Raw genomic sequence first — 14,417 nt, forward strand, 5'->3', positions numbered from 1 at the left:
CGATGCCTTCCGGTGTCGGGCCCCTGTGCCGGCTTCTCCGGACCCTCACCCGGAGAAGCCGACGTGCGCGAGCCGGAGCCGGCCGCGCAGTCTGAGGCGGACGTCGCGTACACCATCGGCGGTGAACGCGGCGGTGAGGACGCGGTAGTCGTAAGGCCCGCCCGTCCCGCTCGCCGGCACTTCGGCGACCGGCCCGGAGTCCGGTGGCACGTGCGCGGCCGGAGCGCTGCCCGGCGGCTCTCCGGCGGCCGGGGTGAAGCCCTGCCCGGTGACCTGGGCGGAGCCCCGCGGCAGCGCCCGCACCGACGGTCCGCCGACCAGCGTGACGTCCACGACGCCCTCGCCCGCGACCGCCACGGAGACACGGCTGACACCCGCTCCGAAGTCGCACCCCAGGTAGAGGAGTTCGCCGGATCCGCCGTCCATCGTAGTCACCGCGTCGCCCGCCGACTTCGTACGGTCGACGATCGCGATGCCGACCTGCTCGTCGAAGTCGGCCGCGTCCAGGCCGTGTTCGCGCACCGGGCGGAACGCGCCGGGTTCGCCGTCGAGTTCGACGGTCTCGACCAGCCGGATGTCCTCGCTGGACGCCCCGACCAGCAGGTCGTACGCGCCCGGCTCAAGGCGTCGGCGCCCGCATGCCACGTCCCAGAACTCCAGTACGGAGAGCGGGAGTTCGAAGGTGACGCCGGTCGAGGCACCCGGAGCGAGCCGGATCCGGCGGTGCGCCGCCAGCGCGCGGCGCGGGCGGGGCACGGACGGCGCGACCGCCCGGGTGTAGAGCTGGACGACCTCGTCGGCGGTCACGGACCCGGTGTTCGTCACGGCGCAGGAGACGGTCAACGCGTCGGCCTCCCGGAGGACCCGCAGGTCCGCGTAGGCGAACGAGGCGTAGGACAGCCCGTGCCCGAAGGGGAAGAGCGGAGTCCCCTCGAAGTAGAGGTAGGTCTGCCGTCCGCCGATCACGTCGTAGTCGAGCAGACCGGGCAGGTCGCCGTCCCCGGCGTACCAGGTCTGCGGAAGCCGTCCCGCGGGGGAGACGTCCCCGGCGAGCACACGGGCCAGCGCGGTGCCCGCCGCCTGGCCGCCGTGCGCGGTCCACAGCACGGCGGGCAGGCCGGTGCGGTCGACCGCGTACGGGTAGGCGGAGACCAGCGCCAGCACGGTGTCCGGGTTCGCCGCGCGGGCCGCGTCCAGCAGACGCTCCTGGTGGGCGGGCAGCCGCAGCGTCGTACGGTCCTCGGTCTCGCGGCCGTTGATGTGCGGGTCGTTGCCCGCGACGACGAGGACCACGTCGGCCGCGGCGGCGGCGCGGGCCACGGCGTCCTCACCGCGTTCGGTGAACTCCGCCTCGAAGATCTCGGCCTCCCGGGCGTCCCGCCCGGCAACCTTCACGCCGTCGGCGGCGACACAGACGTATCCGCCCGTCCCGAGGTGCTTCAGGAGGTGGCCGCTTCGATGGGAGGCGGAGGGTTCCAGCCGGAAGGTCTCCTGGACGACCCAGCCGCCCGGCTGGTCGGCGGAGGCGCGGAGGAATCCGTCGTCGGCGACCGACAGATAGCGGCCGTCGGGGGCGCGCAGCGTGAGGACGCCCTCGCCCCAGTCGATCAGCGCCAGTTCGGTGCCGACGGCGTCGGCGGTCAGCGGGGGCAGATCGGTGCGGCCCGCGAGCAGCGCCGGATCGAGGGCACCCTCGGCACCCCGGGTCTCCTCCGGCGCGTCCTCCGCCGCGGGCACCGCGAGATACCGGCCGGACGCCGTCCGCAGACGTACGCGGTCCACGCCCTCGGCGAAGTCCACCCGCTCGGCGCCGAAACGCTCGTACAGGCCCTCCAGCGGTGTCGACCGGTGGATGAGCGTGCCGCTGTACCAGTCGAGCTTGCACTCGTCGGCGAGCAGTCCGACGACCGCGAGGCGGACGCCGGGGCGCAGGGGCAGCAGACCGTCGTTCTCGAGCAGGACGACCGCCTGCTCCGCGGCTTCGAGGGCGAGCGCGCGGTGGGCGGGCGTGTCGAACTCCCCGGTGTCCGCGTACGGGTCGAGGTCCGGGTCGAACTCGCCCAGCCGGAAGCGCACGGCGAGCTGGCGGCGGACCGCGGTGTCGATGTCGGCCTCGGTCAGCAGGCCTCGCTCCAGGGCGCCCCGGACGCGTGCGGTGATCCGCGAGCCGTCCGTGCCGTGGTCGGTGAAGCTGTCGACGCCGGCGAGGAGGGCGGCGGCGGTCGCCTCCTCGTGGGAGTCGAAGTAGCGCTCGGAGTCGGCCAGGTTGGAGGGCGCGCCCGCGTCCGAACAGACCAGCAGCTCCTGGTCGGTCCAGGCCCGCAGATGCTCGCGCAGGTACGGCGAGACGTGGTTGGGGCGGCCGTTGACCAGGTTGTACGCGGGCATCACCCCGGCGACGGCGCCCGCCAGCACGGTGTCGCGGAAGGCGTACAGGTCGTACTCGTGCAGCACGCGCGGCCGGACGGAGGAGGACGAAGTGTCCCTGGCTGTCTCGTTGTTGTGCGCGAGCCAGTGCTTGAGGACCGGCGCCGTACGCCAGTAGACCGGGTGGTCGCCGCGCAGCCCACGGGTGTACGCGGTGGCGATGGCGGAGGTGAGCGCCGGGTCCTCCGAGTAGCCCTCCTCGTTGCGGCCCCACAGCGGGTGGCGCAGCAGATTGACCGTGGGGGACCAGACGTTGAGCCCCACGCGGTCGTCGCGGGCGCGCATCGCGCGTGCCTCCGAGGAGACCGCCTCCCCGATCCGGCGCACGAGCTCCGTGTTCCAGGTCGCGCCGAGCCCGACGGCCTGTGGGAACACCGTCGCCGGGCCCATCCAGGCGACCCCGTGCAGCGCCTCCTGGCCGGTGCGGAACGCGGGTGTCCCGAGCCGCTCGACGGCGGGCGCGTACTGGTGCAGGAACGCGATGCGTTCGTCCAGCGTGAGCCGCGTCAGCAGGTCGTCGATGCGCTTCGCGAACGACAGGCTCGGGTCGCGGAAGGGCGGCATGGGTGGCGTCTCTGCGGGCACGTGGTGATCCCTTCGCGGTGGGGCATCGAAGGTCTTTCGAAGCGCTTCGATGCTCGATCGACCGCAGGGTGGGTGTCAAGACGTGTGACCGGGCCACCTCTGTTTCCCGCCAGTGAGGTCAAGTGCCGCACGGACACGCTCTGTTGCCCGGCGCCTCCGAGGAATCTTGGGATCGACCCTTGTGCACCCCCAGGCGTTCACTTAACCTCGCAGCAACATCGAAGCGCTTCGATTGTCGGGCTTCCCTCTTCCCGGGGCACAGTCCTCCGAGGACCGCTTCGGCTCAGGCAGCTCCACTCAAGACACCGCAGCCGACGGCTCCACCGCCGGGTGTCCTGCTGTGCGCCATGAAGGGTTGACGCAATGACGCCGAACTCCGCCACATCCGCCCCCAGCCGGAGAAGCTTCCTCGCCTCCACGGCGGTCGCAGCGGCCGCCGTGGCGGGCGGAACGCCCCTGCTCGCCGCCTGTGGCGGAGGACAGGACGGCAGCAAGGACGGCACCACCTCGGGGAAGGACGCCCAGAAGATCCTTCCGGCGTTCGTGGCGTCGAGCGTCGTCACGCCCGACCTCCCGTCGAAGAACGGATCGGCGGCCGGGTTCACCCGGGCGATCGACCTGGACGCGCTGAAGACGTCCGTCCCGAAGAAGCTGGGCGCAGGCGGCGACCTGAAGATCATGTCGCCGTTCTGGGGCACCCCGCCGACGGGCGACAACGCCTACTACACGGCCATGAACGAGGCCATCGGCATCAAGGCGACCTGGCAGAACCAGGACGGCAACACCTACGACGAGAAACTGGGCGCGGTCCTCGCCTCCAGCGACATCCCGGACGTGGTGGTCGTCCCGGGCTGGAACCTGAACGGCAAGATACCGAGCGCGATCAACGCCAAGTTCGCCGACCTCGGCCCGTATCTGTCGGGCGACAAGGTCAAGGACTACCCGAACCTCGCGGCCGTACCCACCGACGCCTGGCAGCGCTCCATCTTCGGCGGCCGGCTGCGCGCGATCCCGATGCCGGCCTCGTACGTCACCAACATCGCGTCCTTCTACCGCAAGGACGTCTTCGCCGCGAAGGGCTACACACTCCCCACGTCGCCCGACGAGTTCCTGGCCTGGGCGAAGGAGGCCACCGACGCCAAGGCGAAGGTGTGGGCCTGCGACGACCTCAAGTGGACGGCCTTCAACATCTACGGCGTCCTTAACGGCAGCGACAAGGCCCTGTGGTGGGATCTGCGGGACGGCAAGCTCGTCAACCGGATCGAGACCGCCGAGTACCTCGAAGCCCTGGAGTGGACGCGCAAGCTGTACGCGGCGGGTGTCGTCCACCCCGACGCCAAGGCAGTCAAGGGCGACGCGTCCAACCGGTTCACCGCGGGCCAGTCCCTCGTCTTCAACGGCGACCTGTCCTACTGGTACGGCTCGACGGCCGAACAGCGCACCCAGAAGACCGACTTCGAGATGGGCGCCTTCGACGTCTTCGGCCCCGACGGCGGCGACCCCACGCTCTGGGCGACCCAGCCCGCCGGCATCTTCACCTTCGTCAGCAAGACGGCGTCCAAGCGGCAGATCAAGGACTTCCTCGCGCTCGCCGACTTCTGCGCGGCCCCGTACGGCACCAAGGAGTACATGCTGACGGTGTACGGCGTCGAGGGCACCGACTACACCGTCAAGAACGGCCTGCCCACCAAGACCACCAAGGGCACCAACGAGGTCAACGGCGCCTACGACTACACCGGCGACCCGGCCGCCTACCTCGCCCACCCCGACCTGCCGGAGATCGCCAGACTCCAGGTCGAGTGGCAGCAGCGCATGGGCGCCTTCACCAGGAAGTCCTCCTTCTACGGCCTGACCATCACCGAGCCCAGCCGGTGGACCAACCTCGCCAACGACTTCGAACAGCTGGAGGACGACATCGTCCGCGGCCGCAAGAAGATCGCCGACATGCAGCAGGCCGTCGCGGACTGGAAGCAGAAGGGCGGCGACGACCTGCGCGCCTGGTACAAGAAGCTGCTCGACGCCAACGGCTCCGCGGCCAAGTGACCCAGGATCAGGACTGAGGCGAGGAGAAGACCGTGTCCCACAGCACGGTGCCTCGGAGCAGGGCCGGGGCCAGGGCGGGCAAGAGGGCGCCGGACGGGAACCCGCCGGACGGCGCGACCGGACGGCGGGCCGCCGGGGGCGCCCGGCAGGGCGCGGGAAAGCCGGCCTTCCGGCTGCGCTTCGGACGCGACCGCACCCTGATCCTGATGACGCTGCCCGCGGTCGCGCTGCTGCTCGTCTTCACCTACATACCGGTACTGGGCAACGTCGTCGCCTTCCAGGACTACGACCCGTATCTGAGCGACAACGGCTTCGTCGCGATCTTCGAGAGCCCCTGGACCGGACTGGAGAACTTCCAGCGGATCTTCGCGGACTCGCAGTTCTGGCACGCCGTGCAGAACACGTTCGTCCTGTTCCTCCTCCAGCTCGTGCTCTACTTCCCGATCCCGGTCGCCCTCGCCCTCCTCATCAACAGCGTGGTCAGGCCCCGGGTCCGGGCCGTCGCCCAGGCGGTCATGTACCTCCCGCACTTCTTCTCCTGGGTCCTCGTCGTCACCGTCTTCCAGCAGATCTTCGGCGGGGCGGGCATCATCGCCCAGACCCTGCGCCGCCACGGCCACCAGGGCATCGACCTGATGACCGACCCGGGGATCTTCAAGTTCCTGGTGACGGCCGAGGGCGTCTGGAAGGACGCGGGCTGGGGCATCATCGTCTTCCTCGCGGCCCTGTCGTCCGTTTCGCCCGACCTGTACGAGGCCGCCGCCATGGACGGGGCCGGACGCTGGCGCCGGATGTGGCACATCACCCTGCCCGCCCTGCGCCCGGTGATCGCCCTGCTCCTGGTGCTGCGCGTGGGCGACGCGCTCACCGTCGGCTTCGAGCAGCTCCTGCTCCAGCGTGACGCGGTGGGCCCCGGAGCCTCCGAGGTCCTCGACACCTACGTGTGGTGGAACGGCATCCGCAACCAGGACTTCGGCTACGCCGCGGCGGCCGGACTGATCAAGGGGGTGGTCGGCCTCGGGCTCGTCCTGACCGCGAACAAGGCCGCCCACCTCATGGGCGAGCAGGGGGTGTACGAGAAATGACCGCCGTGACGCGGGCACCGCGCGACAGGCCCGGCCGCTGGGCGGCGCCGCCCCGGCCGCCCTGGGAGGAGGAGCCGTCCAAGGCCGGCCTCGCGGGAAAGGGGATCGCCCTCACCCTGGCCGCCTTCGCGATCCTCTTCCCGCTCTGGATCGTCGTCGTCACCAGTCTCCAGTCGAAGAGGACCATCGACGCGGCCGGCGGCCTGGTCGTCGTCCCCAAGGGCGTCACCCTCGTCGCCTACCGGGAACTGCTCACCGGCGGGCAGGTGCAGCGCGCCGCGCTCGTCAGCGCCGGCGTGACCCTGACCGGGACCCTGTTCAGCATGGCCGTCTCGGTGCTGTGCGCGTACGGTCTCTCCCGGATCGGGTCGCTCGGCCACCGCTGGTTCCTGATGCTGCTGCTCGCCACGATGTTCTTCGGCGCCGGCCTCATCCCCACCTATCTGCTGGTGCAGGCGCTCGGGCTCACCGACACCTATCTCGCGCTGATCCTCCCCAGCGCGGTGAGCGTGTTCAACATCCTGGTGCTGCGGGCGTTCTTCATGGGCATCTCGCCCGAACTCGTCGACAGCGCCCGCATCGACGGTGCCGGCGACTGGCGCATCCTCTGGCAGATCGTGATGCCGCTCTCCCGGGCGGTCCTCGCGGTCATCTCGCTGTTCTACGCGGTCGGTTACTGGAGCGCCTGGTTCAACGCCTCCATCTACCTGACCGACCAGGACATGATGCCGCTGCAGAACGTCATGATCCAGCTGGTGCAGAAGCAGGAGCGGCCGGTCGGCCTCGCCACCCAGATCAACACCGGACAACTGTCCCCGCTCGCCATCCAGATGGCCGTCATGGTGATGGCGCTGCTGCCCGTCGCGGTCCTCTCGCCCTTCGTCCAGCGGCACTTCAAGAAGGGCATGCTCACCGGCGCCGTGAAGGGCTGACGCGGCCGGCCCCCCCGTGCCGGGGCATCGCCGTGCCCGCCCCGCGCCGCCTTTCCAGCTCGCCGCGGCCGACCTGCTCCTGACCGGCGGCCGGCCGCGGCGGACCACTCCCTCACCCGATCGAGGTGGCTCATGCGCACGCCCCGCGGAACCGGCCGAGAGACCGGCCGGCCGAGTCTGAGCACGGCCACCCGGGGCCGCATCCTGTTCGGCGGCGACTACAACCCCGAGCAGTGGCCCGAGGAGATCTGGCACGAGGACGTCCGTCTCATGAAGGAGGCCGGCGTCAACTCCGTCACCGTCGGGGTCTTCTCCTGGGCGAGACTCGAACCACGCCCGGGAGCACGCGAGTTCGGCTGGCTGGACCGCGTCATGGACCTGATGCACGAGCACGGCCTCGGCGTCGTGCTCGCCACCCCCACCTCCTCACCGCCACCCTGGATGGGCCGGCTGCACCCCGAGACCCTGCCCCGGGACGAGGACGGCCGCACCGAATGGTGGGGCTCACGGCAGCACTTCTCGCACTCCAGCGCCGTCTACCGCCGCTGTGCCGCCGCCATCACCGAGGACCTGGCCGCCCGCTACGCGGGCCACCCCGCCCTCACCATGTGGCACATCAACAACGAGTACTGCACCTTCGACTACGGCGACGAGGCGGCCGCCGCCTTCCGGCGCTGGCTCCGGAACAGATACGGCACCGTCGAGGCACTCAACACGGCCTGGGGCACGGCCTTCTGGGGCCAGGGCTACGACGGCTGGCACGAGGTGATCCCACCGCGTCACGCGCACTACATGAAGAACCCGACGCATGCCCTCGACTTCAAGCGGTTCACCTCCGACATGCTCCTGGAGTGTTTCGTCGCCGAGCGGGACATCGTGCGCCGCCACAGCACCGGCACCCCGGTGACCAGCAACTTCATGCCGATGTGGGTCGGCCAGGACGCCTGGCGGTGGGCCGGGGAGGAGGACGTCGTCTCGGTCGACCTCTACCCCGACCCGCGCGACCCCCTCGGAGCGCAGCACGGCGCGCTCATCCAGGACATGACGCGCTCGCAGGCGGCGGGCGGCTCCTGGATGCTCATGGAACAGGCCGCCGGAGCGGTCAACTGGCGCGGCGTGAACCACCCCAAGCCGCGCGGGCTGAACCGGCTGTGGTCCCTCCAGGCCGTGGCCCGCGGCGCCGACGCCGTCTGCTACTTCCAGTGGCGGCAGTCCCGGCAGGGGGCCGAGAAGTTCCACTCCGGGATGATCGGCCACGCGGGAGAGCGGGGCCGCACCTTCCAGGAGATCAAACAGATCGGGGCCGAACTGGCAGCCCTCGCACCCCATGTGACAGGCACTCAGGTCGGTGCGGACATCGCGGTCCTGCACGACTGGAATTCCTGGTGGGCGGGAGCGCACGACGGGCGGCTGTCCGCGGAGAACGACTGCGCCGAGGTCGTACGGGCCTGGCACCGCGCCCTGTGGGAAGCCCACCTCACCACCGCGTTCGCCCATCCCGAGCACGACCTCTCCGCGTACCGGATGGTCGTCGTGCCCCAGCTCTACCTGCTCACCGACACGGCCGTCGAGAACCTCCTCGCCTACGCGCGAGCGGGCGGCACGCTCGTCTGCGGCTTCTTCACCGGAGTCGCGGACGAGGACGACCGGGTGCGGCCGGGCGGTATGGACGAGCGGCTGCGCGAGCTGTTCGGCATCCGAGCGCTGCACGAATGGTGGCCGCTGGACGCGGGGGAGAAGGTGGCGTGCGACGGCTTCACGGGCACGCTCTGGTCCGAGGAGATCGAGGCCGAGGACGCCGCGGCCGTCGAGGCGCGGTACCGCGGCGGCGAACTGGACGGACGGCCCGCCGTGCTCCGCAGGGGCACCGCCCGCTACCTTTCCACGCTCCCCGAACCCGCCGCCCTGCGTGCGTTGCTGGCGAGGGTGGCCCGGGACGCGGGCGTCCGGCCGGTGCTCGACCAACTGCCCGAGGGTGTCGAGGCCGTCCGGCGCGGCGACCTGCTCTTCCTGCTCAACCACGGGCGCGCCCCGGTGACCGTCGAGGTGCCGGGCGGCCACCGCGACCTGCTCGGCGGCGCGCCCGTGCGGGACTCCGTACGACTGGAGCGGTACGGAGCGGCGGTGCTCGCCCCATGACCGGCGAGGCCCGCCCCGGCCCCCACGCGGGCCGCCCCGCGACGGACGGCGGCCCCGGCTCCGCCCCCGTCCACGGCACCTGGGAACCCCGGCCCGCCGCCCGCTGGGAGGACGCCTTCCTGAGCGGCAACGGCACACACGGCGCCATGGTGTTCGGCGATCCGAACGACGACCGGGTCATCGTCAACCATCACCGTCTGGTCCGCCCGAACGGCAGCTCGGAAGCCCGCCCGCCCGAGCTCGCCGACCGTCTCACCGACGTACAGGACCGGCTGCTCGCCGGAGACGTCGGAGCCGGCGAGGACTTCACCGACGGCCGGCCGCTGCTGTGGGTACAGCCCTTCCACCCGGCGTTCCAGGTGCGGCTGCGCCGCCCCGCCGAGGAACCGCGCGGCTACCGGCGCGAGAGCGACTTCACCACCGGGGTCGTCCGCGCCGTGAGCGGGGACCGGCGGGCCGAGGTGTTCGTCTCGCGCGCCGACGACGTGATCACGCAGCACGTGAGGGCCCCCGGCCCCGCGACCGAGGTGACGCTGGACCACCGGCTGCCGGGAGCGCCCGCGGACCTGGCCGTGGAGCACGGAGCCGTCCACATCCCCGAGGGCGCCCTGCTCACCCTGCGCGCCCGCTATCCGGGCAGCGACCTGGCGTACACCGGGGTCACTCTCCTCGTCACGGACGGCGCCACCTTCGTCACGGACGGCGCCACCCGTCCCGCCCTTCCCGGCGTACGGGTCGACGGCGCCCGCTCGATGCTGCTGCTCACCCGGGTGCGCCGGCACCGGGGCGACCCGGACGTCCTCGCGGAACTCCGCGCGCTGCGGGAACTGCTGCCCGAGACCGGTCAGCGCGGCCCCGAAGACATCGAGCGCGCGTACACCCACCTGCTCGCCCGGCACACCGCCCTCCACCGCGCCGCCTATCTGCGGGTCACCCTCGACCTGGGCGCCGATCCCGCAGAACGGGCGCTGCCGGGATCGGAGCTGGTCCTGCGCCCGAAGAGCCCCGCTCTCCTGGAACGGCTCTTCGCGGCCGGCCGGTACCACCTGCTGTCCGCGTCCGGCACGCTCCCGCCACGGCTGACGGGTCTGTGGACCGGCGACTGGGACACCGCATGGTCCGGGGCGTTCACCACGGACGCCAACCTCAATCTGCAGACGGCGTCGGCCGCCGCGGCCGCCCTTCCCGAGGTCACCGAGGCGCACGCGGCCCTGGTCCACGGCCAGTTGCCGCACTGGCGGGACAACGCCCGAGCCGTCTTCGGCGCCCGCGGTGTGGTCGCCCCCGCCCACACCGACGGCGAGTCGGGCCACCTCTACCACCTCAGCCGCGCCTACCCGCTGCACGTGTGGACCGCGGGTGCCGACTGGCTGCTCAAGCCCCTCGTGGACCACGACGAGACACACGGCGGCCGCGACCCGCGCCTCGCCGCCGCCCTCGCCGAGACCGCCCGCTTCTACGAGGACTTCCTCACCCGGACCGACGCGGCCGGCCACCTGGTCATCGTGCCGTCCTACTCCCCGGAGAACCGTCCCGCGAACGCGAGCTGGGTCACCGTCAACGCCGCCATGGACCTCTCGGCGGCCCGCCACGCCCTGCGCACGGCGGCCGCCTACCACCCGGGCCCCGACGCCGAACGCTGGCTCGCGCTCGCCGGCCGGCTGCCGCCCCACCGGGTCAACTCCCAGGCAGCGCTGGCCGAATGGGCCCGTCCCGGACTCGACGACACCTACGACCACCGGCACCTCAGCCACCTCTACGGCGTCTGGCCCCTCGACGAGATCAACCCCTACGACACCCCCGGCCTCGCCGCCGCGGCCCGTCGCGCCCTCGAACTGCGCGGCGCCGAGAACGACTCGGCACACGGCCACCTCCACCACGCCCTGGTCGCCGCCCGGCTGCGGGACGCCGGGCGGGTGGCGCGGGCCCTCGACAACGTCCTGGCCGGGGACTTCTTCCACGACTCCCTGATGAGCGGCCACTACCCGAACCGCCACGTCTACAACGCCGACGCCGCCCACACCCTGCCCGCCGTCGTCATCGAGGCACTTCTCCAGTCCACCCCACGGCGGCTCGTCCTCTTCCCGGCCCTCCCCGCGAGTCTGCCGAGCGGCGAACTCCGGGGTCTCCGCACGAGGTTCGGCGCGGAGGCCGACCTCACCTGGACGCCCGACGGCGCCACCGTCGTACTGCGGCCGGGCCGCACCTGCCGCATCGAACTCCGGACTTCCGCCGGCGCGCGACCGCTCTCCCTGAGCGCCGGAGAAGACCGCGTCCTCACCCTGGGGTCGCGGTAGCCCCCCCCGCACATCCCCCCACCCATGAAAGGGACCTCATGGCGCTTCGTACACGGAACAGGATCACCAAGGCCCTCATCGCCCCCGCGCTCGCGCTCGGAGCCACGATCGGTCTCGCCTCGGCCCCCGCCCAGGCCGCCGTCTGGTCCTCCTGCGACCAGTGGGGCAACACCACCCTGAACGGCTACACGCTCTACAACAACATCTGGGGCTCCGGAGCGGGCAGCCAGTGCGTCTGGGCCAACTCCGGCACCAACTGGGGAGTCTGGGCCAATCACCCCGACACCGGCGGCATCAAGTCCTACCCCGACTCCAAGAAGTACGTGGGCAGGACGATCGCCGGACTGTCCTCCCTCACCAGCAGCTACAACGTCACCGTCCCGTCGTCCGGCGCGTACAACACCTCGTACGACATCTGGGACACCGGCTACGCCCACGAGATCATGCTCTGGGTCAACTACAACGGAGCCGTCGGCGCGCTCGGCACCTCGCAGGGAACGCTCACGCTGGGCGGCAACACCTGGACCGTCTACAAGGGCAACAACGGCGCGAACGACGTCTTCTCGTTCCTGCGCAGCTCCGACTCCACCTCCGGGACCATGAACATCCTCCCCATCCTGAAGTGGATCGCGAACACCAAGGGCTGGATGTCGAGCGGCGCGACCATCGGGGACGTGCAGTTCGGCTTCGAGATCACCTCGTCGGCGGGCGGCCTCGACTTCGTCACCAACAACCTGACGGTCAGCAGCAGCTGATCCGAACGTGCGCGTGCGGCCGGTCCCCCGCGGGGGCCGGCCGCGCCATCGGGGGTGTCCTAGCCCGCCACGGGCAGCCGTGCGCCGTCCCGCAGGAACAGCGGGATCCGGTCCAGCGGCGCGTCCACCGTCACGGAAGTGCCCCCCTCGTACGACTCCCCGGTCCACGCGTCCGTCCAGCGCGCACCCGCCGGGAGATACGCCGTACGGGCCGTCGCGCCCGCGGTGAGAACCGGAGCGACCAGCAGGTCGGGGCCGAGGAGGTAGGCGTCGTCCACCGACCAGGCCGCCTGGTCGCCGGGGAACTCCAGGAGCAGCGGGCGCATCACCGGCAGCCCCTCCTCGTGGGCCTCCCGCATCACGTCCAGCAGATACGGCTTCAGGCGTTCCCGCAGACGCAGGTACTTCTCCAGGACGGCGCCGGCCTCCTCGCCGTACGACCAGACCTCGTTCGGGCCGCCGGTCATCCCGGGGCCGAGCGGCAGCCCCGGGTCGCGGAAGCCGTGCAGCCGCATCAGCGGCGACAGCGCGCCGAACTGGAACCAGCGCACCATGACCTCGCGGTACGCCGGGTCGTCCGGGTCGCCGCCGTGGAAGCCGCCGATGTCCGTGTTCCACCAGGGGATCCCGGACAGCGCGGTGTTGAGCCCCGCGGCGATCTGCCGCCGCAGGGTCGCGAAGTCGGTCCCGATGTCGCCCGACCACAGGGCCGCCCCGTAGCGCTGACTGCCCGCCCAGGCCGAGCGGTTGAGGGAGACGATCTCGGTCTCCCCGGCGGCGCGCAGGCCCTCGTAGAAGGTGCGGGCGTTCTCGCGCGGATAGAGGTTGCCCACTTCGAGCCCCGGGCCCGCGTGATAGCGGAGGTTCTCGGAGAAGCCCGGCTTCAGCTCCGGCTCGCAGGCGTCCAGCCAGAAGGCCGAGATGCCGTACGGGTCGAGATAGTTGTCCTTCACCCGCGACCACAGGAAGTCACGCGCCTCGGGGTTCGTGGCGTCGTAGAAGGCCACCTGGACCGTGGACGCGACCTGCTTGTCCGGCCAGTCGGCGTGCGCCATCGGCCCGTACTCGGTGCCGATGAACCAGCCCCGCTGCTCCATCAGCGCGTGGTTCTCCGAGAGCGGCGAGACCGACGGCCAGACGGACACGACCAGCTTGACGCCGAGACCGGCGAGTTCGGCCTGCAGGGCCGCGGGGTCGGGCCACTCGGCCGGGTCGAACTTCCAGTCGCCGAGGTGGGTCCAGTGGAAGAAGTCGCAGACGATGACCGACAGCGGCAGTCCCCGTCGCTTGTACTCCCTTGCCACGTCCAGGAGTTCGTCCTGGGTGCGGTAGCGCAGCTTGCACTGCCAGAACCCGGCCGCCCACTCGGGCAGCATCGGCGTCCGGCCGGTGACCGCGCTGTAGCGGCGCTGGGCGTCGGCCGGGGTGCCCGCGGTGATCCAGTAGTCGATCTGCCGGGCCGAGTCGGCGACCCAGCGGGTGCCGTTGCCCGCGAGCTCCACCCGGCCGATGGCCGGGTTGTTCCACAGGAGGGTGTAGCCGCGGCTGGAGGTGAGCACCGGCACGGTGACCTCGGCGTTGCGCTGGATCAGGTCGAGGACCGCGCCCTTCTGGTCGAACAGCCCGTGCTGGTGCTGCCCGAGGCCGTACAGCCGCTCCCCGTCGTACGCGGCGAAACGCTGCTCCAGCCGGTGGTGACCATTGCCGGTGGGGGTGTACAGCCGTGATCCGGGCCACCAGAAATGGGCGCGCTCCTCGGCGAGGAGTTCACCGCCGTCCGCGGTCCGGGTGAAGCGGATCAGGCCCTCGGCGCTCACCTCGACGGTCAGCGCACCCACCGTCAACCGGCCTTCGCCATCGATGAGTTCCAGCGTGCTCGCGGTGTCGTACGGCTCGTCGAGCAGCGCTCCGGGCAGCCCTTCGAGCAGGGGGCCGCCGAGCCGGGCGCGGACCCGCACGGCATCGGGACCCCACGGCTCGATCCGGACGGTCTCCGTGCGGCCGCACCACTCCAGCGCGCCGTCCCGTTCACGGAACGTGCCGACGGTGGGGGAGGACTGCGCGAGGCTGACCTGGGGCTGGACTGCGGCGGACTGATTCACGTGGATGCTCCTGAAGCGGGGTCCTGAAGCGGGGTCCTGAGGCGGGTCCTGA

The 14,417-nt window shown here is 71.5% G+C and carries 8 protein-coding genes; 6 read left to right on the forward strand and 2 right to left on the reverse strand.

Features of this window, described 5'->3' with window-relative positions; genetic code table 11:
* Positions 1–45: 45 nt before the first annotated feature.
* A complete protein-coding gene (locus ACFXGX_RS17375; protein WP_384791274.1) occupies positions 46–3,012 on the reverse strand; it encodes a glycoside hydrolase family 3 C-terminal domain-containing protein in 2,967 nt (988 codons plus the stop codon).
* Positions 3,013–3,375: 363 nt separating this feature from the next.
* On the opposite strand from ACFXGX_RS17375, the gene ACFXGX_RS17380 reads away from it, so the two are divergent.
* The 6 genes from ACFXGX_RS17380 to ACFXGX_RS17405 all read left to right on the forward strand — a co-directional run bounded on the left by ACFXGX_RS17380 (position 3,376) and on the right by ACFXGX_RS17405 (position 12,263).
* Positions 3,376–5,055 carry a Tat pathway signal sequence domain protein gene (locus ACFXGX_RS17380; RefSeq protein WP_384791277.1) on the forward strand — a complete coding sequence of 560 codons (1,680 nt, stop codon included), beginning with the start codon at positions 3,376–3,378 and terminating at the stop codon, positions 5,053–5,055.
* Between the two features lie 32 nt (positions 5,056–5,087).
* A complete protein-coding gene (locus ACFXGX_RS17385) occupies positions 5,088–6,140 on the forward strand; it encodes an ABC transporter permease (protein WP_384791280.1) in 1,053 nt (350 codons plus the stop codon).
* Complete coding sequence (locus tag ACFXGX_RS17390; protein WP_384791283.1) at positions 6,137–7,072, forward strand: carbohydrate ABC transporter permease; 936 nt, start codon at positions 6,137–6,139, stop codon at positions 7,070–7,072. Before ACFXGX_RS17385 ends, ACFXGX_RS17390 begins: the two co-directional genes overlap by 4 nt.
* A 132-nt stretch (positions 7,073–7,204) precedes the next feature.
* Positions 7,205–9,211: a beta-galactosidase gene (locus tag ACFXGX_RS17395; protein WP_384791287.1), complete on the forward strand. Its 2,007-nt coding sequence runs from the start codon at positions 7,205–7,207 to the stop codon at positions 9,209–9,211.
* The gene (locus ACFXGX_RS17400; RefSeq protein ID WP_384791290.1) at positions 9,208–11,508 is read left to right on the forward strand and encodes a glycoside hydrolase N-terminal domain-containing protein; all 2,301 of its coding nucleotides are present in this window, start codon (positions 9,208–9,210) and stop codon (positions 11,506–11,508) included. Before ACFXGX_RS17395 ends, ACFXGX_RS17400 begins: the two co-directional genes overlap by 4 nt.
* 38 nt (positions 11,509–11,546) lie before the next feature.
* On the forward strand, positions 11,547–12,263 hold the full coding sequence (locus ACFXGX_RS17405; protein ID WP_384791293.1) for a hypothetical protein: 717 nt from the start codon (positions 11,547–11,549) through the stop codon (positions 12,261–12,263).
* A 59-nt stretch (positions 12,264–12,322) separates the two neighbouring features.
* Here ACFXGX_RS17405 and ACFXGX_RS17410 read toward each other — a convergent pair whose 3' ends face one another.
* Positions 12,323–14,365, reverse strand: a complete 2,043-nt coding sequence (locus ACFXGX_RS17410) for a TIM-barrel domain-containing protein (RefSeq protein WP_384791296.1) — start codon at positions 14,363–14,365, stop codon at positions 12,323–12,325.
* Between the last annotated feature and the right edge of the window lie 52 nt (positions 14,366–14,417).

The sequence above is a fragment of the Streptomyces sp. NPDC059371 genome, assembly GCF_042751995.1.
Taxonomy (GTDB): domain Bacteria; phylum Actinomycetota; class Actinomycetes; order Streptomycetales; family Streptomycetaceae; genus Streptomyces.

What these genes read in the sequence shown, in the direction of transcription:
- ACFXGX_RS17400 (WP_384791290.1), top strand. Translation starts at nt 9,208, where the DNA reads ATGACCGGCGAGGCCCGCCCCGGCCCCCACGCGGGCCGCCCCGCGACG.
- ACFXGX_RS17380 (WP_384791277.1), top strand. Translation starts at nt 3,376, where the DNA reads ATGACGCCGAACTCCGCCACATCCGCCCCCAGCCGGAGAAGCTTCCTC.
- ACFXGX_RS17390 (WP_384791283.1), top strand. Translation starts at nt 6,137, where the DNA reads ATGACCGCCGTGACGCGGGCACCGCGCGACAGGCCCGGCCGCTGGGCG.
- ACFXGX_RS17405 (WP_384791293.1), top strand. Translation starts at nt 11,547, where the DNA reads ATGGCGCTTCGTACACGGAACAGGATCACCAAGGCCCTCATCGCCCCC.
- ACFXGX_RS17395 (WP_384791287.1), top strand. Translation starts at nt 7,205, where the DNA reads ATGCGCACGCCCCGCGGAACCGGCCGAGAGACCGGCCGGCCGAGTCTG.